This window comes from Rhizobium aethiopicum, assembly GCF_900094625.1.
GTDB classification, from domain to species: Bacteria; Pseudomonadota; Alphaproteobacteria; order Rhizobiales; family Rhizobiaceae; genus Rhizobium; species Rhizobium aethiopicum.
On sequence record NZ_FMAJ01000014.1, the window covers coordinates 115,576 to 135,039 of the forward strand.

General features: G+C 62.0%; 15 protein-coding genes. 10 read left to right on the top strand and 5 right to left on the bottom strand.

Annotated features, from left to right (window positions below; translation table 11 throughout):
- Positions 1-3 precede the first annotated feature (3 nt).
- The 3 genes from zwf to GA0061105_RS24885 all read right to left on the bottom strand — a co-directional run bounded on the left by zwf (position 4) and on the right by GA0061105_RS24885 (position 4,356).
- A complete protein-coding gene (zwf, locus tag GA0061105_RS24875) occupies positions 4-1,479 on the bottom strand; it encodes a glucose-6-phosphate dehydrogenase (protein WP_092753540.1) in 1,476 nt (491 codons plus the stop codon).
- Positions 1,480-1,613: 134 nt separating this feature from the next.
- Positions 1,614-2,909: an NAD(P)/FAD-dependent oxidoreductase gene (locus GA0061105_RS24880; protein ID WP_092753542.1), complete on the bottom strand. Its 1,296-nt coding sequence runs from the start codon at positions 2,907-2,909 to the stop codon at positions 1,614-1,616.
- 10 nt (positions 2,910-2,919) lie between these two features.
- The gene (locus tag GA0061105_RS24885; RefSeq protein WP_092753544.1) at positions 2,920-4,356 is read right to left on the bottom strand and encodes a glutamine synthetase family protein; all 1,437 of its coding nucleotides are present in this window, start codon (positions 4,354-4,356) and stop codon (positions 2,920-2,922) included.
- Between the two features lie 107 nt (positions 4,357-4,463).
- Between GA0061105_RS24885 and GA0061105_RS24890 the strand changes: the two genes are divergently transcribed.
- From GA0061105_RS24890 to GA0061105_RS24910, 5 genes are all read left to right on the top strand, one after another.
- On the top strand, positions 4,464-5,663 hold the full coding sequence (locus tag GA0061105_RS24890; RefSeq protein WP_092753586.1) for a BaiN/RdsA family NAD(P)/FAD-dependent oxidoreductase: 1,200 nt from the start codon (positions 4,464-4,466) through the stop codon (positions 5,661-5,663).
- A gap of 146 nt (positions 5,664-5,809) precedes the next feature.
- On the top strand, positions 5,810-5,953 hold the full coding sequence (locus tag GA0061105_RS32955) for a hypothetical protein (protein ID WP_167358579.1): 144 nt from the start codon (positions 5,810-5,812) through the stop codon (positions 5,951-5,953).
- A 312-nt stretch (positions 5,954-6,265) separates the two neighbouring features.
- Positions 6,266-8,794, top strand: coding sequence for a methyl-accepting chemotaxis protein (locus tag GA0061105_RS24895; RefSeq protein ID WP_092753546.1), 2,529 nt, complete (start codon positions 6,266-6,268; stop codon positions 8,792-8,794).
- A 203-nt stretch (positions 8,795-8,997) separates the two neighbouring features.
- On the top strand, positions 8,998-10,845 hold the full coding sequence (locus GA0061105_RS24900) for a methyl-accepting chemotaxis protein (protein ID WP_092753548.1): 1,848 nt from the start codon (positions 8,998-9,000) through the stop codon (positions 10,843-10,845).
- 316 nt (positions 10,846-11,161) lie between these two features.
- Positions 11,162-12,031: a LysR family transcriptional regulator gene (locus GA0061105_RS24910; RefSeq protein WP_092753550.1), complete on the top strand. Its 870-nt coding sequence runs from the start codon at positions 11,162-11,164 to the stop codon at positions 12,029-12,031.
- Positions 12,032-12,111: 80 nt separating this feature from the next.
- Here the strand turns inward: GA0061105_RS24910 and GA0061105_RS24915 are convergent, their stop codons facing one another.
- Both GA0061105_RS24915 and aceA read right to left on the bottom strand, forming a co-directional pair.
- A complete protein-coding gene (locus GA0061105_RS24915) occupies positions 12,112-12,348 on the bottom strand; it encodes an SMc00767 family acetate metabolism repressor (RefSeq protein ID WP_064693871.1) in 237 nt (78 codons plus the stop codon).
- Positions 12,349-12,369: 21 nt separating this feature from the next.
- Positions 12,370-13,659: an isocitrate lyase gene (gene aceA / locus GA0061105_RS24920; protein WP_064693872.1), complete on the bottom strand. Its 1,290-nt coding sequence runs from the start codon at positions 13,657-13,659 to the stop codon at positions 12,370-12,372.
- A 192-nt stretch (positions 13,660-13,851) separates the two neighbouring features.
- Here aceA and GA0061105_RS24925 point away from each other — a divergent pair, with 192 nt between their 5' ends.
- The 5 genes from GA0061105_RS24925 (at position 13,852) to GA0061105_RS24945 (ending at position 19,459) form a co-directional block, all read left to right on the top strand.
- Entirely contained in the window at positions 13,852-15,261 is a 1,410-nt protein-coding gene (locus tag GA0061105_RS24925) for a helix-turn-helix domain-containing protein (RefSeq protein ID WP_092753552.1), read from the top strand.
- Positions 15,262-15,386: 125 nt separating this feature from the next.
- A complete protein-coding gene (locus GA0061105_RS24930) occupies positions 15,387-16,484 on the top strand; it encodes a polyamine ABC transporter substrate-binding protein (protein ID WP_092753554.1) in 1,098 nt (365 codons plus the stop codon).
- A gap of 94 nt (positions 16,485-16,578) precedes the next feature.
- Positions 16,579-17,721, top strand: coding sequence for an ABC transporter ATP-binding protein (locus GA0061105_RS24935; protein ID WP_092753556.1), 1,143 nt, complete (start codon positions 16,579-16,581; stop codon positions 17,719-17,721).
- A gap of 4 nt (positions 17,722-17,725) precedes the next feature.
- The gene (locus GA0061105_RS24940) at positions 17,726-18,637 is read left to right on the top strand and encodes an ABC transporter permease subunit (protein WP_092753558.1); all 912 of its coding nucleotides are present in this window, start codon (positions 17,726-17,728) and stop codon (positions 18,635-18,637) included.
- A 3-nt stretch (positions 18,638-18,640) separates the two neighbouring features.
- On the top strand, positions 18,641-19,459 hold the full coding sequence (locus tag GA0061105_RS24945) for an ABC transporter permease (protein WP_064693877.1): 819 nt from the start codon (positions 18,641-18,643) through the stop codon (positions 19,457-19,459).
- Positions 19,460-19,464: the final 5 nt, after the last annotated feature.

The following is a 19,464-nucleotide window of genomic DNA, read 5'->3' on the forward strand; positions in this document are numbered from 1 at the left end:
GTCCTAGATGTCGTCGTGCCAGGTGCGGCCGTCGCGCTCGATCAGCGCGATGGCCTGGCTCGGACCCCAGGTGCCGGCCGTATAGCCCTGCACCTGCTGGCCGGTCGTTTCCCAACCCTTGAGGATCGGGTCCACCCATTTCCATGCGGCTTCGACTTCGTCGCGGCGCATGAACAGTGTCTGGTTGGAACGGATCACGTCCATCAGCAGACGCTCGTAGGCGTCGGGATTGCGGACGTTGAAGGCCTGGGCGAAGCTCATGTCGAGCGAGACATTGCGCAGGCGCATGCCGCCCGGACCCGGATCCTTGATCATCAGCGACTGCTTGACGCCTTCATCCGGCTGCAGGCGAATGATCAGCTGGTTGGCGACGATGCGTCCGGCGGCCTGGTCGAAGATCGCGTGCGGGATCGGCTTGAAGGTGATGACGATCTCGGACATGCGCCCGGTCAGGCGCTTGCCGGTTCTGATATAGAAGGGCACGCCCGCCCAGCGCCAGTTGTTGATCTCCGCCTTGATGGCGACGAAGGTCTCGGTGTTCGAGACGCCGCCTTCGAGTTCTTCGAGATAACCCTTGACCGGGCCGCTGCCCGAAGCGCCGGCGCGATACTGGCCGCGGACCGTCGCCTGCTCGACGTTGGAGGCGTCGAGCGGCTTCAGCGCCCGCAGCACCTTCAGCTTCTCGTCGCGAACGGCTTCCGAATCCATCGACGAAGGCACCTCCATCGCCGTCAGGCAGAGCAGCTGCAGGATGTGGTTCTGCACCATGTCGCGCAGCGCGCCTGCCGTATCGTAATAGCCGGCGCGGCCTTCGAGGCCGACCGATTCCGCCACGGTGATCTGCACATGGTCGATATAGTTGGCATTCCACAGCGGCTCGTAGAGCGCATTGGCGAAACGCAGCGCCATCAGGTTCTGCACCGTCTCCTTGCCGAGATAGTGGTCGATGCGGAAGATCTGCTCTTCCCTGAAGACGCGGCCGATCGTGTCGTTGAGCTGCAGGGCAGAAGCGAGGTCGCGGCCGATCGGCTTCTCGACGACGATGCGGGTCGACTTGGTGATGAGCTTATGCTCGTGGATCTTCTGTGAGATGTCGCCAAAAATGCCGGGCGCGACCGCCAGATAGAAGGCGCGCACCCGATCTCTGCCTTCGTCGAGCAGCTTCTTCAACTGGTCCCAGCCGGTATCCGCACGCGCATCGACCGAGACATAGTAGAGACGGGCGCAGAATTTCTCCACTTCCATCTCGTCGTACTCGCCCTTCTTCAGGTGTTCCTTCAGCGCGTCGCGGGCGAATTTGCGGTATTCCTCATCCGTCAACGGGCTGCGCGAGGCGCCGATCACGCGGGTCGGTTCGCCGAATTGGCCTTCGATCTGACGATGATAGAGCGCGGGCAGCAACTTGCGTTCGGCAAGGTCGCCGCTGCCGCCGAAGACGACGTAATCAAAAGGCTCAACGGGAATGATCTGGCTGCTCATGAGGTTGTCTCTCAATCAGGCTGGTTGACGGCCCTTTTAATCTAATCGATTTAAAAAAGCCAGTGTGCAGTGCAATGAATCTGTCGGGCACCGGTTTTAGAGCGAATTCCGCAAAGAGGAAATCCGCAATCGGACTAAAACTTGTCGCGAAGCGCAAACCACGACAAGGCGAGAAAAAGCAGCGGCGCCCGCATCCAGGCTCCGCCGGGAAAGGCTGGAATATCGAGCGATTTGAACAGGTCGAGATCGCCGGATTTTCCAAGCACCGTTTCCGCGTAGAGCTTGCCACAGTAATTTGACAGCATAACGCCGTGGCCGGAATAACCGCCGATCGAGGTGACGCCCGGCATCACCTCGCGCACGAAGAGCTGGCGCGGCATGGTGATGCCGACGCTGCCGCCCCAGGCATGGGTGATCTCGATGTCCTTCAACTCGGGATAGATTTCGCCGATCTGCCGGCGGATGTGCTGCGAAATGTCCCGCGGATTGTCCGCCGTATAGGCCTCGCGTCCACCGAACAGCAGGCGGCCTTCGAATCTGCGGAAATAGCGCACGACGAAGCGCGAATCGGCGACAGCCTCGCCGCCCGGCAGCACATCGGGATAAGCATCGAGCGGAACGGTGGCGCCGATGAAGGAGCGGATCGGCATGACATGGCTTGCCGTCACTGGCTCCAGATCGCCGATATGGCCGTTGCAGGCGATCAGCGCCCGGTCGGCGGTGATCGTCCCCTTTTCGGTTTCGATCGTCACCTTGCCGCCGCCTTGGCGGACCGCTTTTGCCGGGGTCATCTCGAAGACGGCGGCGCCGGCATTGGCGGCCACTCGCGCCAGCCCGATGAGCAGCTTCAGCGGATGAATATGGCCGGTGCCGACATCACGCACGCCGCAGTGGAATCGCTTCGAGCCGAGCCGTTCCTGCGTTTCCTTGCCGTCCATGAAGCTCAGGTGCGGATAGCCGTAACGCTGAGCGGCGATTTCGACATTCTCACGATAGTCGCGTTCGTAGCTTGCCTTGTGCGCGACGTTGAGCTGGCCCCCCACATAATCGATCTCGATCTGATGTTCCCGGGAAAAATCGAGAAGATGGCGCTTGGCCGCCTCGGCGACATCGAACAGCGCCTTCGAACGTTCATATCCGATCTTTTCCTCAAGTTCTTCCGGCCACCATCGCTGGCCGGTGCCGAGCTGGCCGCCATTGCGCCCGGACGCTCCGTCTCCGAAGCGCCAAGCCTCGATCAGCACCACCGAGACCCCTGATTTGGCGAGGTTGTAGGCGGCCTGCAGGCCGGTATAGCCGCCGCCGACGATGGCGACATCGCATGTTCTCGAGCCGTCGAGAGCGGGATAGGTGGGCCGCTCGCCGACGGTCGCCTGATACCAGGATAGCCCGGGCGCAATCGGGCTCTGCCACATCTCTTGCGATGCCATGACGTTTCCCTCACACGTTGAGCAGAAGGAATTCCCGCTCCCACGGGCTGATCACCTGCATGAAGGTCTCGAACTCGCCGCGTTTGACGCCGGCATAAAGGCCGATGAACTGCGTGCCGAACACCTCTTCGAAGGCAGGTTCGTCCTCGAGCAGGGCGACGGCTTCAAGCAGGCCGCGCGGCAGGTCGATCGAGCCCTCATTTGCCGAATCCTCCGTCGGTGCCGTCGGCTCGATCTCTTTGATGATGCCGAGCAGACCGGCGGCGAGCGAGGCGGCAAGCGCGAGATAGGGATTGGCGTCCGAGCTCGGCAGCCGGTTTTCCACCCGCCGCGCCTGCGGATCGGAAACCGGGACGCGGAAGGCGGTCGTCCGGTTGTCGTAGCCCCAGGCATTGTTGACCGGGCAGGACATGTCGGGCTGCAGGCGGCGGTAGGAATTCACATAGGGCGCCAGCATCGCCATCGCGCTCGGCACGAATTTCTGCATGCCGCCGATGAAATGGAAGAATTCCTTCGAGGCCGATCCGTCCGCGGTGGAAAAGACGTTCCTGCCGGTCTCGATATTGACCACCGACTGGTGGATGTGCATCGCCGAGCCCGGCTGGCCCTGCATCGGTTTGGCCATGAAGGTCGCATATATGTCGTGCTTCAGCGCCGCCTCCCGGATCGTGCGCTTGAACAGGAACACCTGGTCGGCAAGCTCGATCGGATTGCCGTGGCGAAGGTTGATCTCGAGCTGCGCCGGTCCCTCTTCGTGGATCAGCGTATCGATCTCCAGCCCCTGCTTCTCGGAGAAATGATAGATGTCGTCGATCAGTTCGTCGAATTCGTTGATGCCGGCGATCGAATAGCCCTGGCCGCCGAGGATCGAGCGACCGGACCGGCCTTTGGGCGGGTGCAGCGGATAGTCGGGGTCGTCGTTCTTTGCGACGAGGTAGAACTCGATCTCGGGCGCCACGATCGGCTTCCAGCCGCGATCATGATAAAGGCTCATGATCCGCTTCAAGACATTGCGTGGCGTATAGGGCACTTCGCCCCCGTCCGAATCGACGATGTCGCAGATCACCTGCGCCGTCGGGTCGGTCTCCCAGGGCACGACCGACAGCGTCGATAGATCGGGCATCAGCTTCAGGTCGCTGTCGCGCGGCTCGTATCGGAAGCTCTCCGTCTCCTCCGGATACTCGCCCGAAATTGTATGTCGGTAGATCGCCGAAGGCAGCGCCAGCGAGGTGTTGGAAGTGAATTTCGAGCTCGGCATCATCTTGCCGCGCGGAACGCCGGCAAGGTCCGGCGTGATGCATTCGATGTCCTCGATGCCCCTTGCCCTCAGCCACTGTGCTGCTTCCTTCCAGTTTGCAACGCCGCGCAGGGACCCAGGGTCCGGGGGAGTTTTCGTCGAGGCGGATACGTTTCTGGCAGGCTTCAGCGTCGTCTTTTTTGGGGACATGACACACCGGTCTGGTTGATCGTGGCGCCATCATAGCCGGACTTTGCCAATTGGCGAGGGGTTGAGAACGTTGACTTTTGCCCGACGATGGAAAAGAAGATGCCGATTTGATTGGGGAAAAGGGTTTGCAGCGCAAAAGCGACGTCATCGTCATCGGCGCCGGGGCCGCCGGCATGATGGCGGCCATTCGCGCGGGTCAACGCGGCCGCTCGGTGGTGGTCATCGACCATGCGAGAGCGCCCGGCGAAAAGATCCGCATATCGGGCGGCGGGCGCTGCAATTTCACCAATATCCACGCCGGGCCGAAGAATTTCCTTTCCGCCAATCCGCATTTCTGCAAGTCCGCGCTTGCCCGTTTCACGCCGGCCGATTTCATCGCCATGGTCGACCGGCACGGCATTGCCTGGCACGAAAAGACGCTCGGTCAGCTTTTCTGCGACGACAGCGCCAAGGACGTCATCCGCATGCTGCTCGACGAGATGCGCGGGGCCGGCGCGCAGCTGCATCTCGGCACCGAGATATCAGGCGTTGAAAGGGTGGCGGCGGGCTTCCGCATCTCGACCGGCCAGGACGTCTACGAAGCATCGTCGCTGATCGTGGCGACTGGCGGCAAATCGATCCCGAAGATGGGTGCCACCAGCTTTGCCTATCGCCTCGCCGAGCAGTTTGGTCTTGAAGTGCTCGAAACCCGCCCCGGCCTCGTGCCGCTGACGCTCGATCCCGGCCTGCTCGAGACCGTCGCCCCGCTCGCCGGCATTTCCGCCCCGGTAGAAATCCGCCATGGCAGGACCGCTTTCCGCGAAGCGCTGCTGTTCACCCACCGGGGCTTAAGCGGACCAGCCATTCTGCAGATCTCCTCCTATTGGCGGGAGGGCGATGAAATCGTCGTTGCTGTCGAACCGGATATCGACATATCAGCGCAGCTCAAGTCGGCAAAGCAGCTGAATGGCCGCCAGTCGGCGCAGACGGCGTTGGCCGAGATCCTGCCGAAGCGGCTGGCGCAGTTTCTCGTCGAGCGGGAAAATATCACGGGCAATATGGCCGACCTCACCGACAGGACGCTGCAGCGCTTGGCCGCCAGCGCTCAGAACTGGGTCGTCAAACCTTCCGGCTCCGAAGGCTACCGCACCGCCGAAGTGACGCTCGGCGGCATCGACACGGCAGCGCTCGACTCCCGCAGCATGGAGGCAAAGGCCGTTCCCGGCCTTTATTTCATCGGCGAATGCGTCGACGTCACTGGCTGGCTCGGCGGCTATAATTTTCAATGGGCCTGGGCCTCCGGATTTGCCGCCGGCGAAAGCGCATAGAAATATCCGGCATATCGATTCAATACTTCTTAAGAGAGGTGCGCCATCCTGTCTCAATTGCCGGCTTGCGAAGCTTCTCCCAAATTAAGCTTTACCGGCAGACCTTTTTGTTGGACTGTTGTGTCACAAGAGTGAGGTTTTCGAGCATGACCAGAAACGCACGACGCGCCCGCGCCATCGCAATTACCCAGGCAAAACCTGACGCCCGGATCGCGGCCATGCGATACCTGATGCTCGCAGCCGGTGCAACAGCCGCCAGCCTGGCGCTGCTGCTCGCCCACCTCATCTGATCCCGCCCGAAGCATCGGAAGCAATATTGCCGCTCCCGATCGCGGCAACTTGGCCGCGCGGCTGATAATTTGCAATTATTTCACCACCTTGGCTTAAGCCGCCATCACCGCTTATCTGAAAATTAATATCTAATCTGACACAATTACCCGCGATTATTTGGGCATTTCCAAGTCTGCTTGGACATGAACCGGCAATGACTGCCGCCTGGCCTCCGGGTTTCCCGATGTAAATTGATTAGTTCGATGTGCACTCGGCTGGCGCGCCTTAGGGCTGCCCGCGGGAGGAGTAGTGTATGAAAGGCCCGGAACGCCATGTTGATTGACAAGATTCTTTCCCGCTTCAGGATCAAGACGAAGGTCTTGATCTTCGTTCTACCCTTTGTCGTCACCATTTCGGCGGTGGGCTTGACGGGCCTTTACGCATCCGGGCTTCTCCAGGGCCGCATGGAAATATCCAACAGCGTGCTGCAGTCGCTGAGCGGGTTCAAGGATCTATACGGTTCGATGGACGATTTCCTGCGTATCACCAGTCCCGAGGCGCGCGACAAACTGCTCACAGATCTGAAGACACAGCAGGGTGTGCTCGATCAGACGCTGGACCAGGTCGGTGAAGAGGCCGCCGGCCGCGACAGCCTCGCGGAAGCTTCGAGCCGCACCAAGGACATTTCGGGCGTCGTCGACAAGCTTTGGGGCCTGCATGAGCAGGAACAGGCGCTGCACGAGCAGATCGACGCGGCGCAGAAGAGCCTGATCAGCACCCGCTTCACCGTCTCATACCAGGCCGAGGAATTGCAGACCGCGCTTCAGCGCGACGAGAGCGCTGCCACTGTCACCCTTCGCACAGCCGACCGCCTGCTGAAGGGCGGCGATTTCCTCGGCACCGTCGCCAGCGGCTTCAGCAAGCCGCAGACGCCGCAGGACAAGATCGCCTTCATCAATGAACAGATGCCTGAGATCATCAAATCGCAGCGCCTGATCGCCATTTCGGTTCCGACCAATCAGAAGAACGTCGTCGACGCTTTGGCCGCGACTATCGACAGCATCAAGGCGATCGCCCAGATGCCCAATCCGACCGACGAGAACGTCGCCGAACTCGGCCGTCTCGTGTCCCGCTTCCGCCAGACCTCGACCTATACGCAGCTGACCGCGACGCAGAAGATGCGGGAAGCGACCCAGCGCTTTGCCGAGCTCGAAGGCCGCATCGCGCAGACCAATTCCGTCCTTCAGGATACGCGGCGCCTGGAAAATTCCGTCTATGCGCTGCAGATCGTCCTGTCCGATTTCCTCGCCAACTCAAGCAAGGATAACCTCGTTCGCCTGCAGCAGCAGGCCGGCACGCTCGGCAAGGACATGCAGGTGCTGACCACCAGCGCCAAGGGCATGGGCTTTGCCGAAGGCATCTCCGGCGCGATCCAGCCGGCGCTCGACGCCATCTCCGGCGGCGGTTCGAAGATTGTCGATACGATCGGCGAGCGCGTGACCGCCTACGCCGCCGCCCGCCAGGAACTCGACGAGATCTGGAAGAAGCTCACCGATTTCGCCGAACTGCAGAAGCAGACTGCCGGCACCGAGCGCACCCAGGCAAACAGCATCTCGGTCATGACCACTGGCCTCGGCATCCTTCTGTCGATCCTCGGCGGCATCGCTCTGGTGCTGACGCTGCAGCGGCCGATCAGCCAGATCACCGGCGCCATGCGCCGCATCGCCGAAGGCGCTCTGGATACCAGCATAACAGGCGAGCAGCGCTACGACGAAATCGGCGACATGGCGCGCGCGCTCGGCATCTTCAAGGAAAATGCCATCTCGAAGATCCGCATCGAGGAACAGAGCGACGAGGAACGCGCTGCCGCCGAACACGAGCGCCAGCGCAACGATGCCGAAAAGCGCGACATGGACCGCCAGATCGAATTTGCGGTCAACGCACTTGCCGCCGGCCTCGAACGCATGTCGCAGGGCGATATCTCGACGACGATCGAAACGCCCTTTATCGGCCGTCTCGAACAGCTGCGCCAGGATTTCAACGGTTCGATGCTGCGGCTGCAGGCAACGATGAGTCAGATCCGCGACAATGTCGAATTGATCCAGGGCAACGGCAACCAGATGGCCCGGTCGGCCGAGGATCTCTCCAAGCGCACGGAACAGCAGGCCGCCTCGCTCGAAGAGACCGCCGCTGCCGTCGACCAGATCACAGTCACGGTCCGCTCGTCGGCCGAACGCGCCAAAGATGCCGACCAGATCGTCCGCCAGGCCAAGCGCAGCGCCGACGATTCCGCCGTCGTCGTCAGCAACGCCATCGACGCGATGGGCCGCATCGAGGACGCCGCGCGCCAGATCGAGCAGATCATCGGCGTTATCGACGAGATTGCCTTCCAGACCAATCTGCTGGCGCTCAACGCCGGCATCGAGGCGGCGCGCGCCGGCGAGGCCGGCAAGGGCTTCGCGGTCGTCGCCATGGAAGTGCGCGAACTGGCCCAGCGCTCCGCCGCCGCCGCGCAGGAGATCAAGGGCCTGATCAACAAGTCGACCAGCGAGGTCAGTTCCGGCTCGCAATTCGTGCAGGAGACCGGCACCGTGCTTGCCAAGATCAGCGCCCAGATCGTCACGATCAGCCAGCATGTCGAGATGATCGCCCGCGCCAGCCACGACCAGTCCAACGCGCTGCAGAGCGTCAACTCGACGGTCAATCAGATGGACCAGATGACGCAGAAGAACGCCGCCATGGTCGAGGAGACGACCGCTGCCAGCCGGGAACTCGCCGACGAGGCCGATGCGCTGCGCCGCCTTATCCAGCAGTTCAAGATCCACGGCGAGGCCGAAGCGCAAGTCTACCGCGCCGCCTGATCACGGCTCAATCCTATCCATTGAAACGGCCCCGGCTATCCGGGCCGTTTGCATTTCCTCAAGCCCCGATCAGCCGCCTTGCCAGGCTCGATTCGAAACACCGGGAAACCGTGGAGATGAATAACTTCGACACCCCAGATTTACGGAAAATTTTCCTTAACGCTTTTCCTTTAATTTAGCTCTCGTTGCCGTCGGGGGTTTTGATGCTGCGCCTTTTTTCTACATCTATCGTCCGCCAGATCGTTGCGATCACGCTTTTTCTGCTGGCGATCAGCACGGCCGCCATCGTCGGCGCCACCTACTACAATCTGAGTGGCCATGTGATGGATGGGGCCGTCTCCGACGCCAGGGACGCTACCCGCGTAATGGCCGTCCTCTACGGCGCTGCCGATCAGGCGGCTAAGATCGAGCTGAAGGACAATCAGCTTGCAGCCGTCACCGAAGACGCTATTCCGGCCCTTGCCGATCATTCGCTGGTCGACCGCACCGCGCAGTCGATCGCAGGCGTTGCGACGATCTTCCAGAAGCAGGGCAGCGACTACGTTCGCATATCCACAAACGTGAAGAAGGAAAACGGCGACCGCGCCGTCGGCACCAAGCTTGCCGCCGATCATCCCGCCCAGCCGGTTCTCGCCAAGGGCGAGGCCTATTACGGTCCGGCGCAGCTTTTCGGCCGCCAGTTCATGACGGGTTATTTCCCGATCAAGAGTGCATCGAACGCCAATGTCGGCCTTCTCTTCATCGGCATCCCGATGGAAGTCTATTACGAGCGCTTGTATGAGCTGCAGATGCTGGTGCTCGGCGCCGGCACCATCGTCATGCTGTTCGTCGGCGTTCTCGCCTATTATACGATCCGCCTGTCGGTGCGGCCTATGCAGGCGCTAACCGCGAGCGTCCACTCGATCTCGTCGGGCAATCTCGAGGGAGCGATCCCCTGCATCGAAAAGAAGAACGAGTTCGGTGAAATCGGCCGGGCCTTGGCGCTCTTCCGCGACAGCGCCCGGGCCAAGCGCGATCTGGAAACGCAGGCGGCCGAACAGCGCGCGCTCAGCGATGCCGAACGCGCCCGGAACGATGCCGACAAGCGCTCACTCGACGGCCAGATCGACTTTGCCGTCAATCAACTGGCGGCCGGCCTCGGGCGCCTGTCGCAGGGTGATGTCTCACAGACGATCGGCACGCCCTTCGTCGGCCGGCTGGAGCAGTTGCGCGTCGATTTCAACGCTTCGCTCTTGCGGCTCCAGGATACGCTGTCGGGTATCCGTGACAGCGCCTCGACGATCCAGCGCAACAGCAGCGCCGTTTCGGCCTCCGCCGGTGAGCTTTCGAAGCGCACCGAGGCGCAGGCGGCGAGCCTGGAGGAGACCGCCGCCGCGGTGGAGGAGATTACCGTCACGGTCCGCTCCTCGGCCGAGCGCGCCCGCGAAGCCAACAACGTCGTCGCCGCGACCAAGAAGACGGCCGACAATTCCGGCACTGTGGTCGGTGATGCGGTCGCCGCCATGGGGCGCATCGAAGAGGCTTCGCAGCGTATCGAGCAGATCATCGAGGTGATCGACGATATCGCCTTCCAGACCAATCTTCTGGCGCTGAATGCCGGTATCGAGGCGGCGCGGGCCGGCGAGGCGGGCAAGGGCTTTGCCGTCGTCGCCCAGGAGGTCCGCGAGCTCGCGCAGCGCTCTGCCGATGCGGCGCGCGAGATCAAGTCGCTGATCGAGACGTCAAGCCGGGAAGTGACGGCCGGCTCGGAGTTCGTCCAGAAGACCGGCAGCGTCCTTGCTTCGATCAGCCAGGAGATCATCGCGATCAGCGGCCATGTCGAGACCATCGCCACCGCCAGCCGCGATCAGTCGGCCGCCCTGCAGGAGGTCAACAGTTCGGTCAACGCCATGGACCAGATGACCCAGAAGAACGCGTCGATGGTTGCCGAGACCACGCAGGCAAGCCGCCGGCTTGCCGGCGAGGCCGATACGCTGATGGCGCTGATCGAGCGTTTCCGCATAGGAGCGGAACCGGCTGCCGCTCACCTCGGCGCAAGGAAAGTCGCCTGAGGAACCCGGCCGCGACTGCCGCAGGGTTGCGCCGCAGCTCTGCGGCGCCTATCCGTTGACGCGACGCGCCTGAAAATGAGGTCGAGCGAGGTCAACCAGGCGGCGAAGCGAACGGTGCTGCTATCTCCGAACTCGGCATAGAATTGATCCTCGTCCGCCCTGCTGTCGCTCGGCCCGCGATGCTGGCGAAATCCATGGACGCCTACAATGGTGATCATGTCGATCATGGGATGTCCTTTCCTACTGAAGACATTGCACGATTTAAGCATCGAATATCTCTTTATAAACAGGCAGAATCCCGCTATGTTTTTCACACATGAAAAACGCAAATTGGGATTCCTATCAGCTGTTCCTGCAGGTCGCCCGGCTCGGTGGCTTGACGGGAGCCAGTGCCGCAAGCGGGCTCAGCCCCGCGACCATCGGCAGGCGCATGCTCGATCTCGAACAGGAGGTCGGCCGCGCCTTGTTTTCGCGCAGCCAGACCGGATATCGCCTGACCGGGGATGGCCAGGCACTGCTCGATCACCTTAGGGAGATGGAGGCCGCCGCCCGCAAGGTCGAAGCCTGGCGGCAGTCGGGGGAGGGCGGCACGACCGTGCGTATCACCGCCGGCACATGGGTGGCCTGGCTGCTGACGGAGAATTTCGCGGCAATCCGCATGCCGGGCGATGCCTTCGCCATTGCCCTCGGCATTGGCGAGGCGCGGGCAAGCCTTGCCTATCGCGAGAGCGATATCGGTATTCGCGCCTTCGAGCCGGAGGAGGGCAACCTTGCCGCCCGTCATCTCGGGGAGGTGGCCTATGCCGTCTACAGCAGACGCAATGCCGCCGAGCCGGATGAGCGCTGGATCGCCGTCGGCGAGGAGGAGGCGATCTCGTCCTATCTGCGTTGGCCGCACGCCCATGCTGCGGCTGATATCGTCGCCACCGTCAACCGGCCGCGTTCGCTGCCGGACCTGGTTCGCGCCGGCGCCGGAAAGACCGTGCTGCCCTGTTTCGTCGGTGATCTCCATCCCGAATTGCAGCGTCAGGGCGGCGAGTTGCCGGAACTGCGCCATCGCCAGTGGATCGTCATGAATGCCGAGGATCGCCATCGCCCGGAGATCCGGACAGTCGCCGACCGCATGACGAAACTCATCAGAAGCTATGCCGATCTCTTTGCCGGAAAACGACCGAGCCGCGGTTGAACGACGAAGCGCCCGCGAGTCTCCTCAGACACGCGGGCGCCGCGACCGAGGAATAGGGCCGATACTGTCGGCCGACCTCCTCAATGCCGGTTGGTGACGACGACGGGGATCAGCAGATCGCCCCAATTGCCGTCACCGCCGTGATGACGGGCCGAGCGCACCAGTTCGACCGAAACGCCGGCCTCGACGGCCTTCATGACGGATTGGTTCAGCCGATGCAGGTCGTTGGCGAGCATGCGGATCGTCGTCTGCTGATCCTCGCTCATGCTGGATGCCTGCTCCTCGGCCCGTTCCCGGACGCGTGTGATGGATGCCATGATCTTATCCTCCTCTTCGGTTCATTCCGCAGCCGGCTTGAACTGCGCATGTTCGGTTGAATCGTGCATCGCCGTGGTCGATGACCGGCCGCCGGTGATGGCGAGCGACACCGCGTCGAAATAGCCGGTGCCGACCTCGCGCTGATGTTTGGTGGCGGTATAGCCGTTCGCCTCGGCGGCGAATTCGGCCTGCTGCAGCTCGGAATAGGCCGACATCTGCCGCTGCTTGTAGCCGCGCGCCAGCTCGTACATGCCATAGTTCAGCTGGTGGAAGCCGGCGAGCGTGATGAACTGAAACTTGTAGCCCATCGCGCCGAGCTCGCGCTGGAACTTAGCGATCGTCGCCTCGTCGAGGTTCTTCTTCCAGTTGAACGACGGCGAGCAATTATAGGCAAGCAGCTTGCCTGGATGCACCTTATGTACGCCCTCGGCAAAACGGCGCGCCTGTTCCAGATCCGGCTTCGAGGTCTCGCACCAGATCAGGTCGCAATGCGGCGCATAGGCGACGGCGCGGGCGATGCAGGGCTCGATGCCGTTTCTGACCTGGTAGAAGCCTTCGACCGTGCGCCCGGCATCGTAGTCGACAAAGGGCTGGTCGCGCTCGTCGATGTCAGACGTCAGCAGCTTTGCCGCTTCCGCATCGGTGCGGGCGATGACCAGCGTCGCCACACCCATGACGTCGGCGGCAAGCCGCGCGGCGTCGAGATTGCGGATATGGGCGGCCGTCGGGATCAGCACCTTGCCGCCGAGATGGCCGCATTTCTTCTCCGAAGCGAGCTGGTCCTCGAAATGGACGCCCGCCGCACCCGCCTCGATATAGGCCTTCATGATCTCGAAGGCGTTGAGCGGCCCTCCGAAGCCGGCTTCCGCATCGGCAACGATCGGCGCAAACCAAGTCTCGACGGAAAGGCCGTTGCCTTCTGATGTCTCGATCTGATCGGCGCGCTGCAGCGTGCGGTTGATGCGCTTGGCAAGTTCCGGTCCGGCATTGGCGGGATAAAGCGACTGGTCTGGATACATCGCCGATGCCGTATTGGCGTCGGCCGCCACCTGCCAGCCGGAGAGGTAGATCGCCTTCAGCCCGGCGCGCACCATCTGCATGGCCTGATTGCCGGAGAGCGCGCCCAGCGCATTGACGAAGTCCTCCTGGTGAATGAGCCGCCACAACCGGTCCGCCCCCATTTCGGCGAGCGTATGTCTGAGCGCCACCGAGCCTCTCAGCCGCTGCACGTCGGCGGCGGAATAAGGCCTTTCGATGCCGTCGAAGCGGCCCGCCGGTGCGTTTTGGACAAGCTTGTAAAAATCGGTCATGCTGCTTTCCTCATGAAATTTGTCGTGTCCGGTGTCGCATCACAGGATTTACAAGAATGCTCGTGATTGCCAGAAAAACCTTTGATATCGGTGGCAGAAACGGGTTAGTATGCGGGAAATTTACAGGGGAGCGCTGTGAATTTGTAAAGCTTTGTAAATCCTGCTGCCCTGATTTTTGTCAAAGGGTGTGACATGACGGAACGGAAGATATTCGCTGGCCCGAAAGTCAGGCGCATCCGCAATGCGCTGGCGCTGACGCAGACCGCCATGGCGGAGGCGCTGGAGATTTCGCCCTCCTATCTGAACCTCATCGAACGCAACCAGCGGCCGCTGACGGTGCAGCTCCTCCTGAAGCTTGCGGCCGTCTACCGCGTCGATCTCGAGGAGTTGCGGGGCCAGACCGGCGGCAGTCTCGGACAGTTGAAGGAGGTCTTCGCCGATCCGCTGCTTTCGGGCGAACTGCCCGGCGACCAGGAATTGGTGGAGGTGGCCGAGGCGGCGCCGAATGCCGCGAGCGGCATGATCAAGCTCTATCGCGCTTATCGCGAACAGGCAGCACGGCTGTCCGATCTGACGGCGCTGATGGCGGCCGAAGGGCATGCGCCCGTCGCCGCCGGCCGGCTGCCGCTGGACGAGCTGCGCGAGACGCTGGAGTGCAGATCGGCCTATTTCAGCCGGATCGAGACCGCGGCGGAAGCCTTTGCCGCAACGTTGCCCGGCGGCCTCGATCTTGCGGCGGGACTGAAGGACTGGCTGCGCGCCGAACGCGGCATTGCGGTGCGGATCTTGCCGGTGCATGTCATGCCGGATCTGCGCCGCCGTTTCGATCGTCATTCGATGCGGCTTTTCATTTCGGAACGGCTGTCACCGGCCGATCGTGCGCACGAGATAGCAGTCGAGGCAGCGACCCTTGCCTTGCTGGCGGCCATCGATGCCGAGCTCGACGATCTCCAGCTTTCCTCCGCCGAGGCGCGCCGGATTGCCCGCTTCGAGCTTGCCCGCATCGCCGCCCTGGCGCTGGCAATGCCCTACGAGGCCTTTCTTTCGGCGGCCAAGTCGACGCGTTACGACATCGATATTCTTCGCGCCCGTTTCGGCGTCGCCTTCGGCCATGCGGCAACGCGTCTGACCATGCTGCAGCGACCCGGGGCCGCCGCTATCCCCTTCTTCCTGGTCGAGATCGATGCGGCTGGCCACCGGCTGCGGCGAGCCGGCGCCCAGGGCTTTCCGCAGGCCCGTTTCGGCGGCGGCTGTCCAAAGCTCAACATCCACGCCGCCTTCCTGCAGCCCGGCCAGATTCTCGCCGAGACGGTCGTCATGCCCGATGGCGCGTCCTTCCTGACGATCGCGCGCACCCTGGAGGGGCCGAGCGTCGAATTCGGCGAAAGGATCAGGCGCACAGCGATTCTGGTCGGCTGCGATGCAGCCCTCGCAGACGGCACGGTCTACGGGCAGGCGGCGGTGCTCGATCCGGTTGCGATCGGCCCGGCCTGTCGGCTCTGCGAGCGGCGCGGCTGCCTTTCCCGCGCCGAGCCGCCGGTAACGCGGCCGCTCGGGCTCGACGAGATGGTGGCGGGCCTCAGCGCCTTCGACTTCCGGTGATTGTGAAATGATTGTCAGCGCAGTTTTTGCGCTTGTGGGCTTAGAAATTCCTTCTTAGTCTGAGGGCAAAACCAGAGGGAAAAGATGTCCGCGGATGCGGACTCTTCGCACAAACAGGAGAAGTCATGAGGTCAACCATCGCAACCGTGACGGCCGTCGCCATCGCCGCGCTCCTCGCCGCCGCGCCGGCCGTTGCGCAGGAGCGCGTCGTCAACGTCTACAACTGGTCGGATTATATCGACGACAGCATCCTTGCCGATTTCACCAAGGAAACCGGCATCAAGGTCGTCTACGACACGTTCGATTCGAACGAGACCGTGGAAACCAAGCTGCTTGCCGGCGGCACCGGTTATGATGTCGTCGTTCCCACGGCGGACTTCCTGCAGCGTCAGATCCAGGCCGGCGTCTTCCAGAAACTCGACAAGTCGAAGCTGCCGAACCTTTCCAACATGTGGGACGTGATCCAGCAGCGCACCGCCGCCTACGATCCGGGCAATGAATACGCCGTCGATTACATGTGGGGCACCGATGGTATCGGCTACAACGTCAAAAAGGTCGCTGAAATACTCGGGCCTGATGTCAAGCCCGGTCTCGAAGTGATTTTCGATCCGAAGGTCGCCGAAAAATTCAAGGACTGCGGCATCTACGTGCTCGACACGCCGAAGGATGTCATGACCACGGCGCTGCGCTATCTCGGGCTCGACCCGAACTCCACCAAGGCCGAGGATTTCAAGGAGGTCGAGGAACTGCTGACGGCTGTGCGCCCCTACATCCGCAAGTTCCACTCCTCCGAATACATCAACGCCCTTGCCAACGGCGATATCTGCATCGCCTTCGGCTATTCCGGCGACATGCTGCAGGCCCGCGACCGCGCGGCCGAAGCCAAGAACGGCGTCGAGGTCAACTATTCGATCCCCACCCAGGGCGCCCAGATGTGGTTCGACATGATGGCGATCCCCGCCGATGCCAAGCATGTGGCCGAAGCACATGAATTCGTGAATTACATGATGCGGCCTGAGGTCATCGCCAAGGCAAGCGACCACACCTTCTATGCCAACGGCAACAAGGCTTCGCAGCAGTTCGTCAGCAAGGAAGTGCTGGAGGATCCGGCAGTCTATCCGACGGAAGAGGTGATGAAGAACCTCTTCACCGTCAAGCCGTGGGATCCGAAGACCCAGCGCACGGCGACGCGAATCTGGACGAAGGTCGTCACCGGCCAGTAAGTAATGCCAGGCCCGGACGGAAACGTCCGGGCCTTTCAATTACCGGCCGGGGGTTGGGGGAGCCCGGCCGAATTTTGTATTTTCGGGGAATATTATGAAATCTTTGGGCAATATCCGCCGCGCTTTCGCACCCTGGACCGACCCGTCTGCAAAACCGTTCATAGCTTTCAAGAATGTCACCAAGCGCTTCGGCGATTTTACTGCCGTCGATGATCTGTCGCTCGATATTTATCACCGCGAGTTCTTCGCGCTGCTCGGCGCGTCCGGTTGCGGCAAGTCGACGCTTCTGCGCATGCTCGCCGGCTTCGAGCAGCCGACCTCCGGCGAAATCATCCTTGATGGCACCGATCTCGCCGGCACGCCGCCCTACAAGCGGCCGGTCAACATGATGTTCCAGTCCTACGCGCTTTTTCCGCATATGAGCGTCGAGAAGAATATCGCCTTCGGATTGAAGCAGGACAACATGCCGAAGGACGAAATCGCCGAACGCGTGAGGCAGATGCTGAAGCTCGTAAAGCTCGAGCAGTTTGCCTCGCGCAAACCGAACCAGCTCTCCGGCGGCCAGCGCCAGCGCGTCGCGCTCGCCCGTTCGCTCGCCAAACGCCCGAAAGTGCTGCTGCTCGATGAACCGCTCGGCGCGCTCGACAAGAAGCTGCGCGAGGAAACCCAGTTCGAATTGATGGACCTGCAGCAGAGCCTCGGCCTCACCTTCGTCGTGGTCACCCACGACCAGGAAGAGGCGATGACCATGGCCGACCGCATCGCGGTCATGAGCCACGGCAAGGTGGTGCAGGTGGCAACGCCGGGCGAAATTTACGAGGCGCCGAATTCCCGCTTCGTGGCCGACTTCATCGGCGACGTGAACATCTTCGACGGCAAGGTGACGACATCAGGAAACGGCGCAGTCGAAATATCGGTCGAAACCGGCCTCACGATCCGGACTGCCGCCATCGACGCGCCGGCGATCGGCAATACGGTCGGTTTTGCCATTCGCCCGGAGAAGATCCGCGTGACGCGCGCAGCACCGGCGAACGCCTCGGTCAACGCGGCCAAGGGTGAAATCTGGGACATCGCCTATCTCGGCGACATGACCGTTTTCCACATCAAGCTGCCGAGCGGCAAATTTGTCAGAGCCTCGTCCCTGAACGCACAGCGTTCCGTCGAGGACCCCTTCACCTACGATCAGGACGTCTGGGTCTCCTTCGATGAGGATGGCGGCGTGCTGCTGAAGGACTGAAATCATGGGAACGCTGGCATCACGCTTTTACAATCGCCTTGTCATCATCATCCCCTATGCTTGGCTGTTGCTCTTCTTTCTGGCGCCGTTCTTCATCGTCTTCCGCATCTCGCTGTCGACCACGGCAATCGCCATCCCGCCCTATGAGCCGGTCTTTTCATTTGCCGATGGCTGGAGCGGTTTCTGGAGCAAGGTAGCGACCTTCTCCTGGGACAATTACAGCTATCTCGTCGACGACCCGCTCTACTTCAACGCATATCTGTCGAGCGTCATCATTGCTGCGATTTCGACCTTCCTGATGCTGCTGATCGCCTATCCGATTGCCTACGGCATGGCCCAGGCGCCGCGCGGCATCCGCCCGACGCTTTTGATGCTCGTCATCCTGCCGTTCTGGACGAGCTTCCTGATCCGCGTCTATTCCTGGATTGCCATCCTGAAGCCCGAAGGGCTGCTGAACCAGCTTCTCCTGTCGCTGCATGTCATCGACAGCCCGCTGATCATTCTCAATACCACAACCGCCGTCTATATCGGCATCGTTTATTCCTATCTGCCCTTCATGGTGCTGCCGCTCTATTCGGCGCTCGAAAAGATGGACGGCACGCTGATCGAGGCGGCGCAGGATCTCGGCTGTACGCCGATCCAGGCCTTCTGGCGCGTCACCTTTCCGCTGTCGATCCCCGGGGTGGTTGCCGGCTGCATGCTGGTCTTCATCCCTGCCGTCGGCGAGTTCGTCATTCCCGACCTTCTCGGCGGCTCGCAGACGCTGATGATCGGCAAGACGCTCTGGAACGAATTCAATGCCAACAGAGACTGGCCGGTCTCCTCGGCGGTCGCAACCATCCTGCTCATGATCCTGGTGATCCCGATCGTCTTTTTCCAGAATGCACAGGCCAAGGCCGAAGAGCGGGGGAGATAGGCGATGTTGCGATGGACCCGTTTCAACATCATCTCCGTCGTGCTCGGCTTTGCCTTCCTCTATCTGCCGATCGTGCTGCTGGTGGTCTTTTCCTTCAACGAATCGAAGCTCGTCACCGTCTGGGGCGGCTTTTCCACCAAATGGTATGTCTCCCTGCTGTCGAACCAGGCCCTGCTCGATGCCGCCTGGGTGACGATCCGTGTCGGATTGCTGTCGGCCACGTTTGCGACCATCCTCGGCACGATGGCGGCGCTGACGCTGGTGCGTTACACGCGCTTCCGCGGCCGCATGCTCTTCTCGGGCATGGTCTATGCGCCGCTCGTCATGCCCGAAGTGATCACCGGCCTGTCGCTGCTGCTGCTCTTCGTGGCGATCGGCTTCGACCGCGGCTTCTGGACGATCACGCTGGCGCATACGACGCTGACCATGTGTTTCGTCGCCGTCGTCGTGCAGTCGCGGCTCTTAAGCTTCGATCAGTCGATCGAGGAGGCGGCTCAGGATCTGGGCGCGCCGCCGGTGCGGACCTTCTTCGAGATCACGCTGCCGATCATCTCGCCGGCGGTCTTTTCCGGCTGGATCCTGGCTTTCACGCTGTCGCTCGACGACCTCGTAATTGCAAGCTTCACCTCCGGCCCCGGCGCAACCACGCTGCCGATGAAGATCTATAGCCAGGTGCGCCTCGGGGTGACGCCTGAGATCAATGCGATCTGCACGATCCTGATCGCCATCGTCGCTGTCGGCGTGATCTGCGCATCCGTCATCACCAAGCGGCGCGAAGTGCAGCGCGAGCGCGACGAGCGCGCGGCCGCCGCCGTCGCCTGACCGGG

Bases quoted from the DNA above. Each gene is read 5' to 3' on its own strand.
- zwf (WP_092753540.1), bottom strand. From the start codon at position 1,479: ATGAGCAGCCAGATCATTCCCGTTGAGCCTTTTGATTACGTCGTCTTC.
- GA0061105_RS24880 (WP_092753542.1), bottom strand. From the start codon at position 2,909: ATGGCATCGCAAGAGATGTGGCAGAGCCCGATTGCGCCCGGGCTATCC.
- GA0061105_RS24885 (WP_092753544.1), bottom strand. From the start codon at position 4,356: ATGTCCCCAAAAAAGACGACGCTGAAGCCTGCCAGAAACGTATCCGCC.
- GA0061105_RS32955 (WP_167358579.1), top strand. From the start codon at position 5,810: ATGACCAGAAACGCACGACGCGCCCGCGCCATCGCAATTACCCAGGCA.
- GA0061105_RS24895 (WP_092753546.1), top strand. From the start codon at position 6,266: ATGTTGATTGACAAGATTCTTTCCCGCTTCAGGATCAAGACGAAGGTC.
- GA0061105_RS24900 (WP_092753548.1), top strand. From the start codon at position 8,998: ATGCTGCGCCTTTTTTCTACATCTATCGTCCGCCAGATCGTTGCGATC.
- GA0061105_RS24910 (WP_092753550.1), top strand. From the start codon at position 11,162: ATGAAAAACGCAAATTGGGATTCCTATCAGCTGTTCCTGCAGGTCGCC.
- GA0061105_RS24915 (WP_064693871.1), bottom strand. From the start codon at position 12,348: ATGGCATCCATCACACGCGTCCGGGAACGGGCCGAGGAGCAGGCATCC.
- aceA (WP_064693872.1), bottom strand. From the start codon at position 13,659: ATGACCGATTTTTACAAGCTTGTCCAAAACGCACCGGCGGGCCGCTTC.
- GA0061105_RS24925 (WP_092753552.1), top strand. From the start codon at position 13,852: ATGACGGAACGGAAGATATTCGCTGGCCCGAAAGTCAGGCGCATCCGC.
- GA0061105_RS24930 (WP_092753554.1), top strand. From the start codon at position 15,387: ATGAGGTCAACCATCGCAACCGTGACGGCCGTCGCCATCGCCGCGCTC.
- GA0061105_RS24935 (WP_092753556.1), top strand. From the start codon at position 16,579: ATGAAATCTTTGGGCAATATCCGCCGCGCTTTCGCACCCTGGACCGAC.
- GA0061105_RS24940 (WP_092753558.1), top strand. From the start codon at position 17,726: ATGGGAACGCTGGCATCACGCTTTTACAATCGCCTTGTCATCATCATC.
- GA0061105_RS24945 (WP_064693877.1), top strand. From the start codon at position 18,641: ATGTTGCGATGGACCCGTTTCAACATCATCTCCGTCGTGCTCGGCTTT.